Below are 17442 nucleotides of genomic sequence, written 5' to 3' on the forward strand. Positions count from 1 at the left end.
CACCGGGGTGATTTTTATATTTCCAAAGCGGAAGGTGCGGCGCTGCCAGGACTGGATCCCGCCCGAGCTAACGCTCAATACTCGCCGAAAGACGAGCCAGCGCGCCGGTCACCGCGGCCTTATTCTGCGTTGACCACATCGGCGGCATCGCCTTCATCAAGAAACCGCCGTAGCGTTTAGTCGCCACACGCGAATCCAGCACAGCCACCACGCCGCGGTCAGACACCGAACGGATCAGGCGACCCGCGCCCTGCGCCATACGAATCGCCGCGTGGTGAGCAGAAACCGCCATAAAGCCGTTACCGCGGTGACGGTTCACCGCCTCCGTACGAGCCTGCGCAATCGGGTCATCCGGGCGCGGGAACGGAATGCGGTCCATCACCACCAGGCGGCACGAGTCGCCCGGAACGTCCACGCCCTGCCACAGGCTCATCGTGCCAAACAGGCAGGAGTCGACGTCCTCGCTGAACTCCTCTACCAGTGCCTTGAGCGAAGACTCGCCCTGCAACAGGATGTTCAGGTCGCTATGCTCACGCATGTATTCGGCGGCACGCTCGGCGGCACGTTTCGAGGAGAACAGGCCCAGGGCACCACCCTCGGATGCTTCGCACAGTTCACGCAGACGCTCCAGTTGCCCCTCGTGCACACCAAATCCCGGAGGCTTCAAATCCCCGGCAACGTACATGATGCCCTGCTTGCGGTAGTCGAAAGGTGAACCCACGTCGATACTCGTCCAGCGCGGCGCACCCTCCCCTTGCAGTCCCAGGGCAGCGGCTGCAACATCAAAAGAGTCACCCACCGTCAGGGTTGCACTCGTCAAAATTACGGTGCGGTCAGCGAACAGGCCGTCACGCAGCTGCAGGCCAACGCTCAACGGGGCGATATTCAGGGTCGCCGGGTCGGTGTCGGAAGCAGCCACATAGCGACCGTTCTCCCAGCCGCCCTGACGAGAAATCCACAGAACGTCCTGCTCGCCCGAAGCCTCCAGAATGCGGCTACTCATATCGTGCACCTCAGAGACACGCGAGCGCGCCATCTGCAGGCCGGCGTCAACGTCCTGACCGTCCGGTTTTATATCGGAGAGGGCGGTGCGGGCGGCATCGTTGACCGCAGAAATAGCGGTCAAAAGGCGACCGCCCAGGCCCTTCAGCAGGCCCTCGGCAAGACCCTCGAAAGCGGTCTCCAGGGTGCCGGCTGCCATTTCCAGTGCGCCGGAATCAGCCTTCGAATGCTTCTTCACGCTACGTGCCGCACGGCGAACCATCGCAACCGTCAAAGAACCAGACACGGCACCGGTCACGCGGTCCACCAGCTCATGAGCCTCATCAATAATGACCGTCTCATGTTCGGGCAGAACCTTCATGCCTTCAAAAGCGTTAATCGCCAGCAGGGCGTGGTTCGTGATGACAATGTCAGCCTCAGCGGCACGGCTACGCGCCATCTCGCTAAAGCACTCTTCCACCAGCGGGCAGCGGCGGCCCAGACACTCGGCGGCACTGACCGACACCTGAGCCCAGGCGCGGTCAGAGACGCCGGGCTTCAACTCGTCACGGTCGCCAGTCTCCGTGCGGTCAGCCCACTCGCGCAGGCGCACCACTTCCTCACCCACGCGGGAGGTCGAAGAAGGCATGTCAAAGAGAGCATCCGGCTCGTCTTCCGGGTAGCCGCCCTCCAGCTTGTGCAGGCAGAGGTAGTTATTGCGGCCCTTGAGCAGAGCCACCTGCGCCTGCGACTCCGGGCGAGGCTCCAGCGCTTGTAGAAGACGCGGAATATCGCGGTTCACAATCTGCGCCTGCAGGGCGAGGGTCGCCGTCGCAACCACAATCGGCTGGTCCGACTCCCCCACCCGCGCCAGGGCAGGAACCAGGTAGCCCAGGGACTTACCGGTACCGGTACCCGCCTGGACCAGCAGGTGACGCTGCAGTTCAAGAGCCTGCGCCACATGCGCCGCCATGGTGCGCTGACCGGCACGATTCTGACCGCCAGTGGCGGCAACCGCCTCATCCAGCAGGGTCAAGGCATCCTTCGCACCGGGCAGGCTCTCAAGCTCCTGTCCGGTGAATCGGGTGCCGTCGGTCGCCGATCCGGGCACAGTTCCCGGGGCGTTTTTGGGCGCGTTGATGCTCTCGGTCACGCTCATCCGCCCTTAGAGAGCCTCAGAGTTAGAGGGCTGCTCGGAGTCAGATGCGGTCGCTTCAGCCAGGGCGTGCGCCTCCGCAAGTTCCTCTTCCAGGACCTCCAGCAGGTCGCCTTCCAGCACATACTCGGACAGTTCGGAGGCGACATCCTCACGGACCAGAGCCACCACGAACGTGCCGTCCGATACGAAATCGGTGCTCTTAATTTCGGCGTCCCACTCGTGCAGGCGCGAAATAATCTCACCGTGCGAGTACGGAATCAGCAGCTTCACCTCAATGGAGGGGCGCGGAATGGTGTCCGCAATCTTCTGCTTCAGCTCCTCAATACCCTCACCGGTACGCGCCGAAACAATCACGTGCTCCGGCTCGCGCTGGCGCATACGCTCCAGCACGAACGGGTCGGCGGCATCCGCCTTATTCAGCACAATAATCTCGGGGATATGGCGGGCGTCAACCTCCGCAATGACCTCGCGGACAGCACGAATCTGCCCCTCCGGATCCGGGTGCGAAGCATCCACCACGTGCAGGATGACGTCAGCGTCAGCGACCTCTTCCAGGGTGGAGCGGAACGCCTCCACCAGCTGGGTCGGCAACGAACGCACGAAACCCACCGTGTCAGAGAGGGTGTAGCCGATACCGTCCGGGGTCTGAGCCTTACGGACGGTCGGGTCCAGAGTCGCAAACAGGGCGTTCTCCACGAGCACGCCGGCATCGGTCAGACGGTTCAGCAGGGAGGACTTACCCGCGTTCGTGTACCCGGCAATAGCAACCGAAGGCACACGGTTACGGCGACGGTTCAGACGCTTCGTCTCACGCGCCGGCGCCATCGCAGCAATCTCACGCTTAAGCTTCGCCATGCGAGCGCGCAGGCGGCGGCGGTCCATCTCAATCTTGGTTTCACCGGGACCACGCGAACCGATACCCTCACCGGCTGCGGCACGGCCACCCGCCTGACGGGACAGGGACGCACCCCAACCACGCAGACGCGGCAGCATGTACTCCAGCTGAGCCAGCTCAACCTGTGCCTTACCCTCGCGGGACTTAGCGTGCTGAGCGAAAATGTCGAGAATCAGGGCGGTGCGGTCAATGACCTTGACCTTCACGATGTCTTCGAGGGCACGACGCTGAGAGGGAGCCAGTTCGGAGTCGACGATGACGGTGTCGGCGCCGGTCGCCTCCACAATGTCCTTGAGTTCCAGTGCCTTACCGGAGCCGAGGAAGGTGCCGGGGTCCGGCTTGAGGCGGCGCTGAACCAGGCCGTCCAGAACCTCGGAACCTGCGGTTTCAGCCAGTGCCGCGAGCTCACGCAGAGAGTTCTCTGCGTCCTCTACGGTGCCTTCAGTCCACAAACCAGCCAGCACCACGCGCTCCAGGCGCAGCTGGCGGTACTCGACCTCGGTGACGTCTTCAAGTTCGGTGGAGAGGTTCGCGATACGGCGCAGTGCGCGGCGCTCAGCGAGATCTTCCTGGTCACCGTCATATTCGGAATGCTCGCGCTGAACGTCAGAAATTTCACGCGCGCGAGTATCCAGCACACGGCGGCTATTGTTGCCGTGAGTGCTGGAAGAATTATCGCTGTGATGCGCGGTACCGGTGGCGTCATACGTCGTGACGGAGGCGGCGGCCTGGGAGCGACCCAGAACGCGGTCTACGGTGCGGCGTAGCTGCTCATCGCTGGGCAGCTTTTCGGTATCAGATACGGGGGTGTTCTTAGAATTCATACGACTCTAATTCTACCGCCGTTGCCCGCATCAGGTAGGGGGTTCGGTCGCCTGTGCGCTCAGGGCGTGCAAGCTGCCGACCCGCCCCGCGCATACACTGCCCGTGTGCGGCGGGTTCTTGCCCTACCGGTACACTGGATAGCATGAGCGAGCAGCATTATTTCTCTGAAACCCCCGAGACCGAATTCAAGCCCCGTCCCGTGCAGGTGGAGCTTGCCGGCCGCAAGGTCACCGTCACCACAGCTAACGGCATTTTCAGCCCCTCCGGTATTGATAAGGGCACCGCTATTTTGCTGCAGGAAGCACCCGACCCGCAGGGTACACGCATGCTCGACATCGGCTGCGGTTGGGGCCCCATCACCCTGACTTTGGCGATGCTCGCACCGCAGGCGCAGGTGCACGCGGTGGACGTGAACTCCCGCTCCATTAGCCTGACCGAACGCAATGCCGCCGCTCTCGGCCTGTCCAACGTCACCGTGGGAACCCCCGAATCGGTTGACCCCCAACTGCGTTTTGACACCATCTGGTCAAACCCGCCGATTCGCGTGGGCAAGGAGGTTCTGCACGAAATCCTGCTGACCTGGCTGCCGCGCCTGGCGCCCGGCGGTGACGCCTACCTGGTGGTTCAGAAGAATCTGGGCTCCGATTCTTTGCAGAAGTGGATGGACGCGCAGCTTGAGGATCTGCACCCCGGCGAGTTTGAGGTGTCGCGCTATGCGACCTCGAAGGGCTTCCGTATTCTGCGGGTGCACCGCTACGAGGACTAAAACCTCTGGTGTTAAATCCTCTAGCGCTAAAACTTCTGGCGCTAAATCCTCCGGCGCTCATTGCTAAAACATAAAAGCGGCGGGTGTTTTCTGAACGTGTTGTCAGAAAACACCCGCCGCTTTTGTCGATAAAACCTCTGTTCTAAGACTGCTCTATCCCAGCAGGCTATCGCAGCACGACGGTCGCAACCATCTGCGCCGGACCAGCCAGAACAACATGCTCCAGGTCGTCCGGGCCCAGCACGAAAGTCACCGCGAGGGTACCGCCGGGCACATGCACCAGCCACTCATCCGGTGCTTCCTCGCCGCCCCAGAAACGGGTCGCCGCAGCCGCCGCACACGCGCCGGTACCGCAGGACAGGGTCTCGCCCACGCCGCGTTCGTGCACGCGCATACGGATAGCGCCCACATGCGCGCCGCTCTCAACATCCAGGTCGACCGGCACCACAAACTCAACGTTCGTACCGTTGACCGGGGCGGGGTTCACCTGAGGCAGGCTGTGCAGGTCCAGACCGTCCAGCTTACCGTCGGAGCCGAGCATCACCACGGTGTGCGGGTTACCCATCGAAATGGACAGGCCAGCGCGCGGAGTCTTCAGGCCGCGAGCAGACACCAGGCAGTCCTCGCCACCCTCGCGGGCAGCGTCACCGTGAATGAAGCTCCACGGACCCATGTCAATCGCGTAGCCCTCTTCGGTGCGCGCCACGGTCTTCACGCCCGCACGGGTACCAATCTTGACGGTCTCGCCCACCTCAAGTTCAATCAGGCCCTCAGTGCGCAGGTACTCCACGAACGCACGCACACCGTTGCCGCACATTTCAGCGATAGAGCCGTCACCGTTGCGGTAGTCCATGAACCAGACAGCGTCCGGGTGCTCCTCGAGCAGCTTCTGACCCGCGCGGGAGGCAGTGCTACGGGCAGCACGAATGAAGCCGTCCGCACCAATGCCGAAGTGTCGGTCGCAGGCGCGGGCTACCAGCTCGGGGGTGAGGGCAATTTCTGCGTTCTCGTCCGTCAGAAAGATGAAGTCGTTACCGGTGCCGTGACCCTTGGTGAGGGTCAGGCCTGCCAGCTCGCCCCAGATGGAAGGGTTCTCGCTCATATGCTGTCCTTAAGGTTGGTGACCTGTCCGTTTATGATTTTACCGCGCCAGATGGTGAACCAGGCATTCTTCCTCGGAAATACTTCTGCGGCTCCCGGTTCACTTGATGAGTTCGTCAAGATTACCGAAAGCCGCAGAAATAGGCGGGATACTTTACCGGTTTATGAAGATGCCGCTACGGTGTCTGTGGGACGATCGCGACGAATGCGCAGAAGCTTGCGATCCTTCAAAGCCAACGCAGGTTTCTCAACATACAGCCAAGACAGCCACGCCAGACCAACGGTGATAGCAAAAGTGATGATGGCGTTCAGAACCCAGCCCAGCGATGCACTACCGAAAATTGTCAACAGAATCTGCACCGGGAATGCATAGATGTACACGCCGTAAGAAATATCGTTATGTCGGCACAGGTCGGTCTTAATCGCAGCGCTGAGAGCCAGGATTCCGTAAGCCACGGGCAGGTGCATGTACTGGGCAATACCAGGTGCAAACCATTGCAGAGCAAATCCTAGAATCGTGACCGCAATAGCCACAGTAGCGTTATAGCGAATACGCTTACCCCACATGTAGAGAATGACACCTGCGAAAAAGTAAGGATGCAGGCGAAGAATATGCTCTACAAAACGATTAGGTTCACGCCCCATCAGTTCAAAAATCTGGTGCCCGAAAAATAGCCCAGCATAGATGACAGGAACCAACCATTTTGCGTTCTTACGAATAAACCCAATGTAGAAAATCGGGATAAGTGCTAGGTAGGCGAGGAATTCAAAACCCAGGGTCCAAGCTGACCCATTCCATGCGTGGGTGAAAGGGATGCCAATGGGACCACCAAAAAGGGGGTATTGCAGATTGAAAAGGTCAAAATTGCGCGCGATGTATCCGCCTGCACCTTTCAGTGAATAGGGCTCTGCCGTGTGTCCGGTGGCTACAGCAATCGGTGCACACAGGAAGACAACAAACAGGATAGATACCCAGTAGCCGGGGAAAATTCTTAGGGCACGACGCTTAACATAGCCGGAGATAGTACCCCGTTGCGCGCTATGAGCAATCAGGAATCCTGAGATGCAAAAGAACATGTTCACAGCCCATTCACCCAAAGTGCCGATATGTTCGGGAACAGGAATTCCGAGAATTCCAGCGTTAAAACCGACAAGAGGGGCAGCATGGGCCACGATAACTAACGAGGCCAATGAGAGGCGAAGAAAGTTCAGTGAATTCGTTCCGCCCAGAATGGCATCGTAGAGGGAACGCGGAGTGGATTCTGCCGCAGACAGAGTGGCAGAATTTTTCGTATGTGATGTGAGTGACATATTTCCTCTATAATTGAGTTCAATATGTCCCTAGAGTAACCTCAATTTCCCAGCTTTAGTACGTCCATTTGCTTATTTTTGCAAAATTGTAGCCAACGCCTCATCTGCAAGGGTGGGTGAGAGCGCATCCAGCCAGTGCACGCGCGGATCCGCGCGGAACCAGGTCAGCTGGCGGCGCGCAAACTGGCGGGTCGCAATGGTCGTATCCTCAATCGCCTGCTCCACGCTGTAGTCCGCATCCTCAAGAGCGCGAGCGAACTGCGCGTAACCAATCGCGCGGGAGGCGGTCTTACCTTCCTGTAGCCCCTGCTCGTTCAGGGCGCGAACCTCATCGAGCAGACCCTGCTCGTGCATCAGCTCCACGCGGCGGTGCAGACGCTCGTGCAGCAGGGCACGGTCCATATCCAAACCAATCTGAATACTCTCGGTCACGTACTCGCGCACCGGCATGAACGCCGAGAACGGGCGGCCCGTCACCTCGAATACCTCCAGGGCTCGAATAATGCGGCGCTCATCCTTCACCCGCGCAGCCGACTCCGGGTCGACCTCCGCCAGGCGGGCGTGTAGAACACCAATACCCTCGGTACGCGCCTGCTCCTCCAGGCGCTCACGCACCCGCGCATCCGTGCCGGGAAACTCCAACTTATCCAGGACGGCACGCACATACAGACCGGAACCACCCACCAGAATCGGGTAGCGGCCGCGGGCGCGAATCCGCTCGATCAGCTCGCGGCTGCGCTCCTGAAACTCCGCTACGGAGGCCTCGTCCCGCACGTCCATGATGTCCAGCAGGTGGTGCGGAACACCGCGCATCTCCTCCGCCGTGATTTTTGCGGTGCCGATATCCATGCCCCGGTAGAACTGCATAGAATCAGCGTTAATGCACTCACCGTTCAGACGCAGAGCCAGCTCAATGGCGAGCGCGCTCTTACCGGTGCCGGTCGGGCCCACAATAGCGATAACGGGCAGGGTTTCGGAGATAGTCATGCGCCCCATTCTACCGGTTCCCCCACCCCCACTTGCGGTGGCGGCAAGAGCCCGAAGAACAGAGCGCATGATTCGTTATAGGTTTTAGGGGCGCAGACCGATGGTCGGCATGCCCAGACCCACCGGCCCACCGGGCACCTGGGTGGTGCCGGTACCGCAAGAGTCAGCCTGGGAGCGGTCCCACGCGTCACCGGCACGGGTGCGGCGCAGCTGATACTGCTCGGCGGTCGGGTCAGAAATCAGGTGGAAGGAACCAGCCTCGGTAATCGGCACGGTGACCATGTCGCCGGGGCGGGGAGTCTCGCAACCCTCGGGTACCGAGAAATGCACGAGGCGCTGGTCCGGGCCGCGACCGGAGAGGCGGTGAGTCTGGTCAGCCTTACGACCTGCCTCCGCAACGACCATCAGCTCAACGGTCTTACCGAGCTGCTTGCGGTTCTCCTCACCGGCGATGCGGTCCTGCAGGGCAATCAGACGCTCGTAGCGTTCCTGCACGACCTCCTTCGGGATCTGGTTCTCCATGGTCGCCGCGGGGGTGCCGGGGCGGATCGAGTACTGGAAGGTGAACGCGGAGGAGAAACGAGCCTGCTCCACAACCTTCAGGGTGTCCTGGAAGTCCTCTTCAGTCTCGCCGGGGAAGCCCACAATGATGTCGGTGGTAATCACGGCGTTCGGGATGCGCTCGCGCACCTTGTCCAGAATGTTCAGGAACTTCTTGGAGCGGTAGGAGCGGCGCATATCCTTGAGCACCTTGTCGGAGCCGGACTGCAGCGGCATGTGCAGCACGGGCATGACGTTCGGAGTTTCCGCCATTGCGTCAATCACGTCGTCGGTGAACATTGCCGGGTGCGGGGAGGTGAAGCGCACACGTTCCAGGCCTTCAATCTCACCGCAGGCGCGCAGCAGCTTGGAGAACGCCTGTCGGTCGCCGAACTCCACGCCGTAGGAGTTCACGTTCTGGCCGAGCAGGGTCACCTCAATAGCGCCGTCATCGACCAGCGCCTGAACCTCGGCGAGGATGTCGCCGGGGCGGCGGTCCTTCTCCTTACCGCGCAGGGACGGCACGATGCAGAAGGTGCAGGTGTTGTTACAGCCCACGGAGATGGACACCCAGCCGGAGTACACGTGGTCACGCTTAGTGGGCAGGGTGGAGGGGAAAACTTCGAGGGATTCGAGCAGTTCTGCCTGCGCCTCGTGGTTGTGGCGGGCACGCTCCAGCAACGCCGGCAGGGAACCAATGTTGTGGGTACCGAACACGACGTCAACCCAGGGCGCCTTCTCAATGATGGCGTCCTGGTCCTTCTGCGCCAGGCAGCCGCCCACAGCGATCTGCATGCCCTTGTGGCTGCGCTTGACCGGTGCGAGCTGGCCGAGGTGACCGTAGAGTCGGTTGGATGCGTTTTCGCGGACCGCACAGGTGTTAAAAACCACCAGGTCGGGCTGGGTGCCTTCCTCAGCGCGAACGTAGCCGTTAGCCTCCAGCAGGCCGGACATTCGTTCGGAGTCGTGCACGTTCATCTGGCAGCCGAAAGTGCGCACTTCGTAGGTGCGGGGGCTGGTTTCGGGGGTCTGGGCGGAATCGCTGAGGGTCGAAGTCATGCCCTATAGGGTATCCGATGGGGGATAATGGCTCTATGCAGGTTTCCCTTAGTAGTAACTTTCCGGCTCTGTCACCGAACGATTCTTCCGCCCCCGCCCCTGACGGGGAGCTTCTGAGCACCCTCATTGAGGAGGCGATTGCCGCCTACTCTCCCGTGCCGCCTCAGGCGAGCGCTGATTCTGCCTCGATGCGTCAGACCCTGATGCAGCTGCTCAGCTGGGCGCATTCTTTGGAGCAGGTAGCTGCCCGTGCGGTTGAGCGCGTGCAGATTCTGGGCACCGGCATGCGTTCCGTTGTGGTGCGTGTCGTGTATGAGCCTGCCGCCGAGTCTGCACAGTCTTTCGAGTCTACACAGTCTTTGCCGACCTCGATTATTGTGAAGCGTTACCGCCGTAAGGATTCGACGGTGAACGCGGGCGGTTTCGGGTACCTGCGTGAGCGCTACGGTTTGGAGGCGCTGAACCGGCAGGTTCCGGGTCTGTTCCCGCAGCTCTACGGCGCGGATCCTGAGCTGCGCGTGCTGGCGCTGGAAGATGTGAGCGCCGGAACCGTTGAGGGCGAGCAGTATTCGGTCGCCCACGCCCTACTGGAAGGCACCGAACAGCAGGCGCTGGATGCGCTGAACTACTACATTGAGGCGTACCGTTCCCTTGCCGCCAGCGGCATTATGGGTGAGACGGTGGAGGATTACCGCCTGAACCTGGCGCGTGCCGACCGCAAGGCACAGTTCCCGGGCGCTATTGCCTCGCCGGGTTTGGCTGAGCGCGGTTTGAAGAAGCTGTACGGTGTGGCTGATGAGGCGCGCACCCCCGAGCACGATGCTGCCAGCCCGGATTCCAGCTCTGCCGAACATGGGGACGCACCCGTTCTTCCCGCCGCCGTTGAGGAGCTGTCCTTCCGTTTCCACCGCGTTCTGCAGCCTTTCTTTACCAAGCGTCCGCCGGTACCCGAGCAGTTCAAGCTCAACCGCGGCAGGGTATATATGCTCTCTTCGGGCGATTTTTCGCCGCAGAACGTGCTAATCGGTTCGGCAGACGGCGCGCAGGTGCGCATGGTCGATGCGGAGGGCACCTGCCTGCACCACCGCGGCTTCCCGTTCGTTGAGGCGATGCTGGGCTTCCCCTCCTCACCGGAGTACCCGCGCTACCGGGTGGACCGCAAGAAGGCGCTGCCGGCGCTGTACTCTGCACTGTTCGAGGACGCCCCGCTGGATGAGCACCTGGCGGAGGATTTGGCGGTGTGCACGGCGGTGACCGTGTGCGCCCTGTTGGAGCTGTACTCTTCTTCGGCGCGTTCCGATCTGTTGCCTCGTATTAGCCGTGAGGGTGCGCAGCTGATGCGCCTGCTGCTGGAGATTGCCGGCTCTCAGGATGCAACCCTCGCCGAATTCGCGAACCGTCTGGGTGCCGCTGAATAAGCAGCAGAGTAAACAGCGGATATAGCCTTCGACAAGGCGTTTGATAAAGCTCAAAAGCGTAAGGGTGAACCCGCCACAGAGTGTGTCTGTAGCGGGCTCACCCTTTATAGTGCCTATTTTTACAGTCACCCCGGCATGGATCTATCCGTGCGTGCGGACCGCTTTTATTCGCCCTCTACCAGAGCTCGTCCTCCGCACCGTAGGCGGCAAGTTCTTCATGAATCACCGACATCGACACCGAGGAGGAGTACCCGCGGCGAGCCAGCATCCCCAGCAGTCGACGGGTCACCCTATCCTTTTCAGCGCGGTCGCTCAGATTCATGCCCCGGCGCAGCTTCTTACGCACCAGCTTGGCGGCGTCCTCGCGTTCCTGCTCGTCGGTGCGCTGAGCCAGGGCGTTCTCCGCCTCTTCACCGCGCACCCCGCGTTCAGCGAGCTCACGGCGTAGCGCGGCGCGGGAGAGCTTCTTGGTGCGGCTCTTCTGCGCCACGAACGTTTGGGCGTATTCGGCATCGTCAATGAGTTTTGCCGCCTCAAATTTATCGAGCAGCGGCTCAATGAGCTCCGCCTCGAAGCCTTCTGCCTGCAGCTTCTTCCGCAGCTGACCTCGGGTTTTTGCCGAGTACGCCAGCTGGTTGTACACGATGGTTTTAGCACGCGTGTAGGGGTCTGTTTCTTCCGCGGCTCGGGCGGCACGCACCTTCTGCTTCCAGGAAGGCACGTTGCTTTCCGACCGCGAGGAAGCATGTCCCACCTGAGAGCCGCCCGGTTGGGAACCCCGAGCTCGAGAACCGCCCTTTGAAGAACCCGCCGAAGCGGCACGGCGCTTTCCGGTACCGACGCCCTGCGCCTCCTCCTCGGCAATACCGCGGATAAGCGCTTCTTCGGCGGGGGTGAGTTCTTCGTTCAAGCTACTTCCCTCCCTGAATAGGCGGCTCCCCGAGCCGCGGCCTGCAGGACTCTTGCGGGTTTCCTCGTCGTCACTTCGAGCCCCGAAAGCGGGCGCGTAGGGCGAACGGCTCCGCATTTTCTCTTGTTGCGCCGCGCTCATGCGGCGGAACCCACGCTTATAGTCGGTGTTCTTGGAGGCACGTGAAGACTTGCGTTTATTTTGCTTATCCCGCTGAGCGGCTTGCCTCTCGATTTCTTCCTTCTCTTCGGCGGTGAGACCCGATCCGATGGAGGCGGCACCGGCTCGACTCATGCGCCCCGCCGCCATAGGGCGCGGCTCGGCGCCGCCGGGGGTGAAGGCACGAGCGGGCGCTTCGTCAATGGAGACGGCGGGTAGGTTCGGGTCAACGAGCAGGCTGCGGCGCGGCGATTCGCCGTCTTCCTCAGAGCTGCCACCTTCAAAATTGGCGGGCACAACCTGCAGGGGCAGCTCGGGTACGCGGAACTCCCCAGCGTAGTCGCCGCCGTTATCGCGGGCAATGCTTTCTTCAACAAAGCCGTGCGCGGCGGGGTGCCAGTCCGGGAACTCCTCAGCGGCTACCGAATCCGCAGCCCTGTTCCGTGCCCACTTTTTGGGTACGTTTTCTCTGGCCGCTGACTTCTTCTTAGGCGCTGACTTCTTCTGAGGCGCGGGCTTTTCAGCCTGCCGCGCTTTCGGCTTGGTTTCTTGGGGTGAGGATTCTTGGCCCCCACGCTGCTCCGCTATCGCTTCTGGGGGTGCCGCTTCGTCCGAGGGTACCCAATATTCCCCCGCGTACTCTGCTTCAGGGTAGGGAGGCTCGTCCAGATATGGGGGCTCTTCAAGACTCGGAGGCATCTCCGGGTACGGGGGCTCAACTGCCTGCGACATAGGAGGCACGGGCTCCAGAACAGCAGAGGTATCCTGCTGTGTCTCCCAGCTGAGGGTGGGCTCCGCCAGGGCGGCAGGCGCCTCAAAACTGAGCGCCTCGAAGCCGCCTACCTCAACCGGAGGGGCAACAGGTTCAAAGGAAACAGACGCAGAGAAGTCAGAGCTCTCGAAGGCTGAACCCTGCAGAGCTGAGGAACCGAAGTGCGGTTCGGTCGCGTCCAGCGCCGCAAAACCGGCATCGCCGTCACGCACGCTGTTTGGCTCGCGCTCTTCATGACCGTTCTGTTCCGTCATGTTCAGTTCCTCCTCTCCCCTGTGTTGGCTCGCTTGATATGTTGGCTCGCTTGATGAGTTGGGTTGCCTAATGACCCGTGCGCCGGGCTATACGGCGCTCCCCCATTGTAACGAGGCGTTGTCCCGGCGCCCGCTGGCACTCCATTTAAGGCGCCCCCCGTTAACGACAGATTGCCGTGCACCGTGCGGAATGCACAGCACACGGCAATCAGTCGTGGCGTTAGCAAGAAGCTACGCGGGCCGGTTTAGAACTCCTCAGCCAGCTCGTCCAGCGGGTCGTTACCCTCAGACTCAGCAGCTACCTGCTCGTCAGCTTCTTCCTCAATGATGCCCAGCTTCACCAGAACCTTGTACTGCAGTTCCTCGGTGAGCTCGGGGTTGTCCTTGAGCAGCTTACGAACGTTCTCGCGGCCCTGGCCCAGCTGCTCACCGTCGTAGGTGAACCATGCGCCGGACTTCTTGACGATGTCGTTCTCCACCGCCAGGTCCAGGATGCCACCCTCAACGGAGATACCCTCACCGTAGAGGATGTCGAACTCAGCCTGCTTGAAGGGCGGAGCCATCTTGTTCTTCACAATCTTGGCGCGGGTGCGGTTACCGATCGGGTTAGCGCCGTCCTTGAGGGTCTCAATGCGGCGGATGTCGATACGGACCGAAGCGTAGAACTTCAGCGCCTTACCACCGGTGGTGGTTTCGGGAGAGCCGAAGAAGACACCAATCTTCTCACGCAGCTGGTTGATGAAGATTGCGGTGGTGCCGGTTGCGGAGAGGCGACCGGTAATCTTACGCAGAGCCTGGCTCATGAGGCGAGCCTGCAGACCCACGTGGGAGTCACCCATGTCGCCTTCAATTTCGGCGCGGGGTACCAGTGCTGCAACGGAGTCGACAACCACGATATCAACGGCACCGGAACCAACCAGCATGTCCATGATTTCCAGTGCCTGCTCGCCGGTGTCGGGCTGAGAGACCAGCAGCTGGTCGATGTCCACGCCCAGCTTAGCCGCGTAAATCGGGTCCAGCGCGTGCTCGGCATCGATGAACGCTGCCACGCCGCCTGCCTTCTGAACGTTCGCTACAGCGTGCAGTGCAACGGTGGTCTTACCGGAGGACTCGGGACCGTAAATCTCGATGACGCGGCCGCGGGGCAGACCACCAATACCCAGAGCGGCATCCAGAGCGATAGCTCCGGTGGAGATAACCTCGGTCTTGGTGATTTCCTTATCACCCAGGCGCATGACTGCACCCTTGCCGTAGTTCTTGTCGATCTGTGCCATCACGGCTTCAAGTGCCTTGGCGCGACCCTCTTCGGGAACGCGAGCTACGCTCTGAGACTTGGTGTTCTTAGCCACGGTAGTACCTCGTTCTTTGTGTTGTCAGTGGTTGACGGGAGTAATGTTTCTTCGGAATCGGTGGGACTCGTAATCGAGACCTTGAAGGTTTTGGCCTACCGGTTCCTTCTGAGACTACTCTAGGGTCACAGCCTGACAGGATAAGGCCATTTTTTAAAATCTGTGGAAAACTTTGAAGATTTTTCCGAAAAATTCCTGATGTGGAAAAGTCTAGCATGAGTCGAACAAAATTACGACCCAGTTTCGAATAAATCGGATAGGGTTTCGGCATATATTTTCGAAAAACCCCGGATTCTCGGCTAATTATTCGAAAATACCTCCCTCGCAGGCGTCAGCACTCGAACAAATGCCAGGAAATAAACGGTAGGCACCGCCCATACGCTAGAACACGCCAGGCTCACTACCTAACGCAACGGCTCCTTATCGGGACCCAGGCGGCGCTCCTGCGGAATCTCCTGCTCCTCACAGATCGCAAGCCACACATCCTTCGGGTTAACGCCCTGATCCAGCGCCTCCGCAGCGGTCACATGACCCAACGACCCCAGCACCAAGTCACGCGCCAGCACCGGAGCATACCCGGCACCGAACTCATACTCCATGCACGCCCAAAATTCGCTCAGCTTCACAAGCGCTCCTTCCGTTTCACCGCTAGTTTGCTTCATAATTCGTCACATCGCCCGCATCGCCCGAGAACAAGCCCAGGATAAACCGAGAATAAGCGATGCCGCACACCCACCTTACGGGGATGCACGGCATCGCTTCACGTTTAGCGCGGCATGTGCCGCCTCGCGTTACTTCGAGAGAATGTAGTAATCGCTCTTGTACTGCTCAGACATTTCAGCCGGAACAGTATCCGGAATCTGAACACCCTCGAGAACCGCCATACGGTCGGCAACCTCACGCAACATCTGGGACATCGGAGTGTCCAGAGCCTGGCAAATCCATGCCAGCAGTTCGGAGGAAGCTTCCTTCTGGCCGCGCTCAACTTCGCTCAGGTAACCGAGGGAAACACGGGCACGCTGGGAAACCTCGCGCAGGGTGCGACCCTGACGCTGGCGGACATCGCGAAGAACCTCACCGATTGCCTGTCGCAGGGGAATAACCTTAGCTTCCTCAACGACCGGGGCGGCCTGTCGGGGGGTCTCCTCGATTTCCTTCCACTTAGTAATGCCATTAATCGATACGCGCTGCTTAGCCATGAGCTTCTATATCACTTTCCTGAGTAGGTATTCCCGACGCGCGGGACTGTACATAGTTAAGCCTAACTGATTTTTGGAGCGTGAGCTAGGAGCCCCGCCATTTTTGTTCTCTTCTTACGGCTTGTATCTATTCAAACAGGCAAACCTATGCCTTTATTCCCTTGGAACTGAAAGAACCCTGTGAATATATTTGAACCGTAAAAATTTCTCTCAGGTAGGCACTTTTCTCAGGTTGGCGCTGCACAGACGACTACACAGCCGTTCTATGCACCGCACAGCACAGCCCAACCGCCACACAGCCCAACCCAGTTCAGCCCACCACACGCTACCCCAGCTCGTTCTGCAGAACCCCACCGGCACCGCCGCGCACCGCACGCGCCAGCAGGGCAATCGCATCCGCGCTCGCCGCCGCACGAATCTGCGCCCGGTCCCCCGAATAGTGCCGCTCAAACACCTCAGAACCGGACGGGGAACACACGCCAATATAGACCGTGCCCACCGGCTGGCCATCCGCAGGATCAGGACCGGCAACACCCGTAGTCGACACCGCATAATCGGCACCGCACACACGCGCCGCACCAACAGCCATCTGCACCGCCACCGCAGGATGCACCGCACCCTCACGCGCCAGCAGCTGAGCATCCACTCCCAGCACCTGCGCCTTCACCTCGTAGGCATAGGAAATCACGCCGCCGCGGTAATACGCGGATGCACCCGGCACCGTACAAATCGCGCCGCCCACGTCCCCGCCGGTCAGCGACTCAGCCGTCGCCACCTGCACCGGGCCCTCCTGGGCGGCGCGCAACTGCACCGCATCACGCAGTAACAGCGCCGCTGCCTCCGGGGTGCCGGAGAAAACCTCAGCGGAAGAAAGCTCAAGGGACAGAGCATCTTCAAGTACGAGGGGAACCATCATTCTCTCCTTTCAGCGGCGCACCGCCGCCCAAAACCTCACGCGGCGTACAACGCACCGCAGGTACAGCGAAGGGGAGCAGCACACGCCACTCCCCTCGCCTCTAGTTACCGCCGCCCTGGGAGGCCTGAGCCTGCAACCAGTTACGACGCAAAATATACGCATCACGCACATACACCAGGCCGGTCCACACGGTAATCGCGGTGACCGCGCCCATCAGAACCCAACCAGGAATCAGCCAGCCAAGACCCAGCTGACCCAGCGGCAGAAGCATCAGCACCAGCGCCACCGTCTGCAGCACGGTCTTAATCTTGCCGCCCTTACTAGCGGCCATCACACCGTACTTAATGACGAACAGGCGCATGATCGTAATGCCCCACTCACGTAGCAGAATCACAATCGTGACCCACCACCACAGCTCGCCCAGCGCCGACAGCACAATAAACGCCGCGCCGGTGAGGAACTTATCGGCAATCGGGTCAGCAATCTTACCGAAGCTCGTAATCAGATTACGCGAGCGCGCCAAGTAGCCGTCCGCCCAGTCCGTGAGCATGGCAAGAATGAAAATAATCCATGCGAGCCAGCGGTGCGTTGGATCAGCGGCACCAAAAGTACCGCCCGCAACCAGGGCAACGATAAAGAAAGGAACCGCAATAATACGCAGAACCGTCAACACATTCGGCACATTCCAGTTCGAAGGTTTCGCTGTGCTGACCGCACCTGCGGGTGCGGAATTGCGAGCTTCACTCATAACGGCTCCTTACGGGTAGATGGCTTTCGACGGTGAGAGACCGCGTACGCACCGACACCTAAACGTATCGGGGGTACGCAAACACCCCGTACC

14 protein-coding genes are annotated in these 17442 nt (G+C 60.5%); 2 read left to right on the forward strand and 12 right to left on the reverse strand.

Annotation, left to right across the window (positions count from 1 at the left end; all coding sequences use genetic code 11):
- Positions 1-67: 67 nt before the first annotated feature.
- Complete coding sequence (locus LPB405_RS02125; RefSeq protein WP_257604954.1) at positions 68-2140, reverse strand: ATP-dependent DNA helicase; 2073 nt, start codon at positions 2138-2140, stop codon at positions 68-70.
- A gap of 6 nt (positions 2141-2146) precedes the next feature.
- Complete coding sequence (gene hflX / locus LPB405_RS02130; RefSeq protein ID WP_219101751.1) at positions 2147-3859, reverse strand: GTPase HflX; 1713 nt, start codon at positions 3857-3859, stop codon at positions 2147-2149.
- Between the two features lie 143 nt (positions 3860-4002).
- On the opposite strand from hflX, the gene LPB405_RS02135 reads away from it, so the two are divergent.
- Positions 4003-4626 carry a class I SAM-dependent methyltransferase gene (locus LPB405_RS02135; protein WP_219101752.1) on the forward strand — a complete coding sequence of 208 codons (624 nt, stop codon included), beginning with the start codon at positions 4003-4005 and terminating at the stop codon, positions 4624-4626.
- 166 nt (positions 4627-4792) lie between these two features.
- On the opposite strand, the gene dapF is transcribed toward LPB405_RS02135, so the two are convergent.
- The 4 genes from dapF to miaB all read right to left on the reverse strand — a co-directional run bounded on the left by dapF (position 4793) and on the right by miaB (position 9624).
- Positions 4793-5728: a diaminopimelate epimerase gene (gene dapF / locus LPB405_RS02140; protein ID WP_005507117.1), complete on the reverse strand. Its 936-nt coding sequence runs from the start codon at positions 5726-5728 to the stop codon at positions 4793-4795.
- Positions 5729-5889: 161 nt separating this feature from the next.
- The gene (locus LPB405_RS02145) at positions 5890-7038 is read right to left on the reverse strand and encodes an acyltransferase family protein (RefSeq protein WP_219101753.1); all 1149 of its coding nucleotides are present in this window, start codon (positions 7036-7038) and stop codon (positions 5890-5892) included.
- 72 nt (positions 7039-7110) lie between these two features.
- Positions 7111-8025: a tRNA (adenosine(37)-N6)-dimethylallyltransferase MiaA gene (gene miaA / locus LPB405_RS02150; RefSeq protein ID WP_374021074.1), complete on the reverse strand. Its 915-nt coding sequence runs from the start codon at positions 8023-8025 to the stop codon at positions 7111-7113.
- 84 nt (positions 8026-8109) lie between these two features.
- On the reverse strand, positions 8110-9624 hold the full coding sequence (miaB, locus tag LPB405_RS02155; RefSeq protein ID WP_219101755.1) for a tRNA (N6-isopentenyl adenosine(37)-C2)-methylthiotransferase MiaB: 1515 nt from the start codon (positions 9622-9624) through the stop codon (positions 8110-8112).
- A 35-nt stretch (positions 9625-9659) separates the two neighbouring features.
- Between miaB and LPB405_RS02160 the strand changes: the two genes are divergently transcribed.
- A complete protein-coding gene (locus LPB405_RS02160; RefSeq protein ID WP_219101756.1) occupies positions 9660-11042 on the forward strand; it encodes a hemin ABC transporter substrate-binding protein in 1383 nt (460 codons plus the stop codon).
- A 175-nt stretch (positions 11043-11217) separates the two neighbouring features.
- On the opposite strand, the gene LPB405_RS02165 is transcribed toward LPB405_RS02160, so the two are convergent.
- From LPB405_RS02165 to pgsA, 6 genes are all read right to left on the reverse strand, one after another.
- Complete coding sequence (locus tag LPB405_RS02165; protein ID WP_219101757.1) at positions 11218-13137, reverse strand: RecX family transcriptional regulator; 1920 nt, start codon at positions 13135-13137, stop codon at positions 11218-11220.
- Between the two features lie 245 nt (positions 13138-13382).
- Positions 13383-14486 carry a recombinase RecA gene (gene recA, locus LPB405_RS02170; RefSeq protein WP_012903908.1) on the reverse strand — a complete coding sequence of 368 codons (1104 nt, stop codon included), beginning with the start codon at positions 14484-14486 and terminating at the stop codon, positions 13383-13385.
- A 404-nt stretch (positions 14487-14890) separates the two neighbouring features.
- The gene (locus LPB405_RS02175) at positions 14891-15112 is read right to left on the reverse strand and encodes a DUF3046 domain-containing protein (RefSeq protein WP_005507110.1); all 222 of its coding nucleotides are present in this window, start codon (positions 15110-15112) and stop codon (positions 14891-14893) included.
- A gap of 165 nt (positions 15113-15277) precedes the next feature.
- Positions 15278-15685: a helix-turn-helix domain-containing protein gene (locus LPB405_RS02180; RefSeq protein ID WP_219101758.1), complete on the reverse strand. Its 408-nt coding sequence runs from the start codon at positions 15683-15685 to the stop codon at positions 15278-15280.
- Positions 15686-16010: 325 nt separating this feature from the next.
- Entirely contained in the window at positions 16011-16601 is a 591-nt protein-coding gene (locus LPB405_RS02185) for a CinA family protein (protein WP_219101759.1), read from the reverse strand.
- A gap of 100 nt (positions 16602-16701) precedes the next feature.
- On the reverse strand, positions 16702-17349 hold the full coding sequence (gene pgsA, locus LPB405_RS02190; RefSeq protein WP_049341715.1) for a CDP-diacylglycerol--glycerol-3-phosphate 3-phosphatidyltransferase: 648 nt from the start codon (positions 17347-17349) through the stop codon (positions 16702-16704).
- Between the last annotated feature and the right edge of the window lie 93 nt (positions 17350-17442).

This window comes from Rothia mucilaginosa (assembly GCF_019334805.1).
GTDB classification, from domain to species: domain Bacteria; phylum Actinomycetota; class Actinomycetes; order Actinomycetales; family Micrococcaceae; genus Rothia; species Rothia mucilaginosa_C.

Coding starts and splice junctions, on each gene's coding strand:
- LPB405_RS02125 (WP_257604954.1), bottom strand. CDS start 2,140: ATGAGCGTGACCGAGAGCATCAACGCGCCCAAAAACGCCCCGGGAACT.
- hflX (WP_219101751.1), bottom strand. CDS start 3,859: ATGAATTCTAAGAACACCCCCGTATCTGATACCGAAAAGCTGCCCAGC.
- LPB405_RS02135 (WP_219101752.1), top strand. CDS start 4,003: ATGAGCGAGCAGCATTATTTCTCTGAAACCCCCGAGACCGAATTCAAG.
- dapF (WP_005507117.1), bottom strand. CDS start 5,728: ATGAGCGAGAACCCTTCCATCTGGGGCGAGCTGGCAGGCCTGACCCTC.
- LPB405_RS02145 (WP_219101753.1), bottom strand. CDS start 7,038: ATGTCACTCACATCACATACGAAAAATTCTGCCACTCTGTCTGCGGCA.
- miaA (WP_374021074.1), bottom strand. CDS start 8,025: ATGACTATCTCCGAAACCCTGCCCGTTATCGCTATTGTGGGCCCGACC.
- miaB (WP_219101755.1), bottom strand. CDS start 9,624: ATGACTTCGACCCTCAGCGATTCCGCCCAGACCCCCGAAACCAGCCCC.
- LPB405_RS02160 (WP_219101756.1), top strand. CDS start 9,660: ATGCAGGTTTCCCTTAGTAGTAACTTTCCGGCTCTGTCACCGAACGAT.
- LPB405_RS02165 (WP_219101757.1), bottom strand. CDS start 13,137: ATGACGGAACAGAACGGTCATGAAGAGCGCGAGCCAAACAGCGTGCGT.
- LPB405_RS02180 (WP_219101758.1), bottom strand. CDS start 15,685: ATGGCTAAGCAGCGCGTATCGATTAATGGCATTACTAAGTGGAAGGAA.
- LPB405_RS02185 (WP_219101759.1), bottom strand. CDS start 16,601: ATGATGGTTCCCCTCGTACTTGAAGATGCTCTGTCCCTTGAGCTTTCT.
- pgsA (WP_049341715.1), bottom strand. CDS start 17,349: ATGAGTGAAGCTCGCAATTCCGCACCCGCAGGTGCGGTCAGCACAGCG.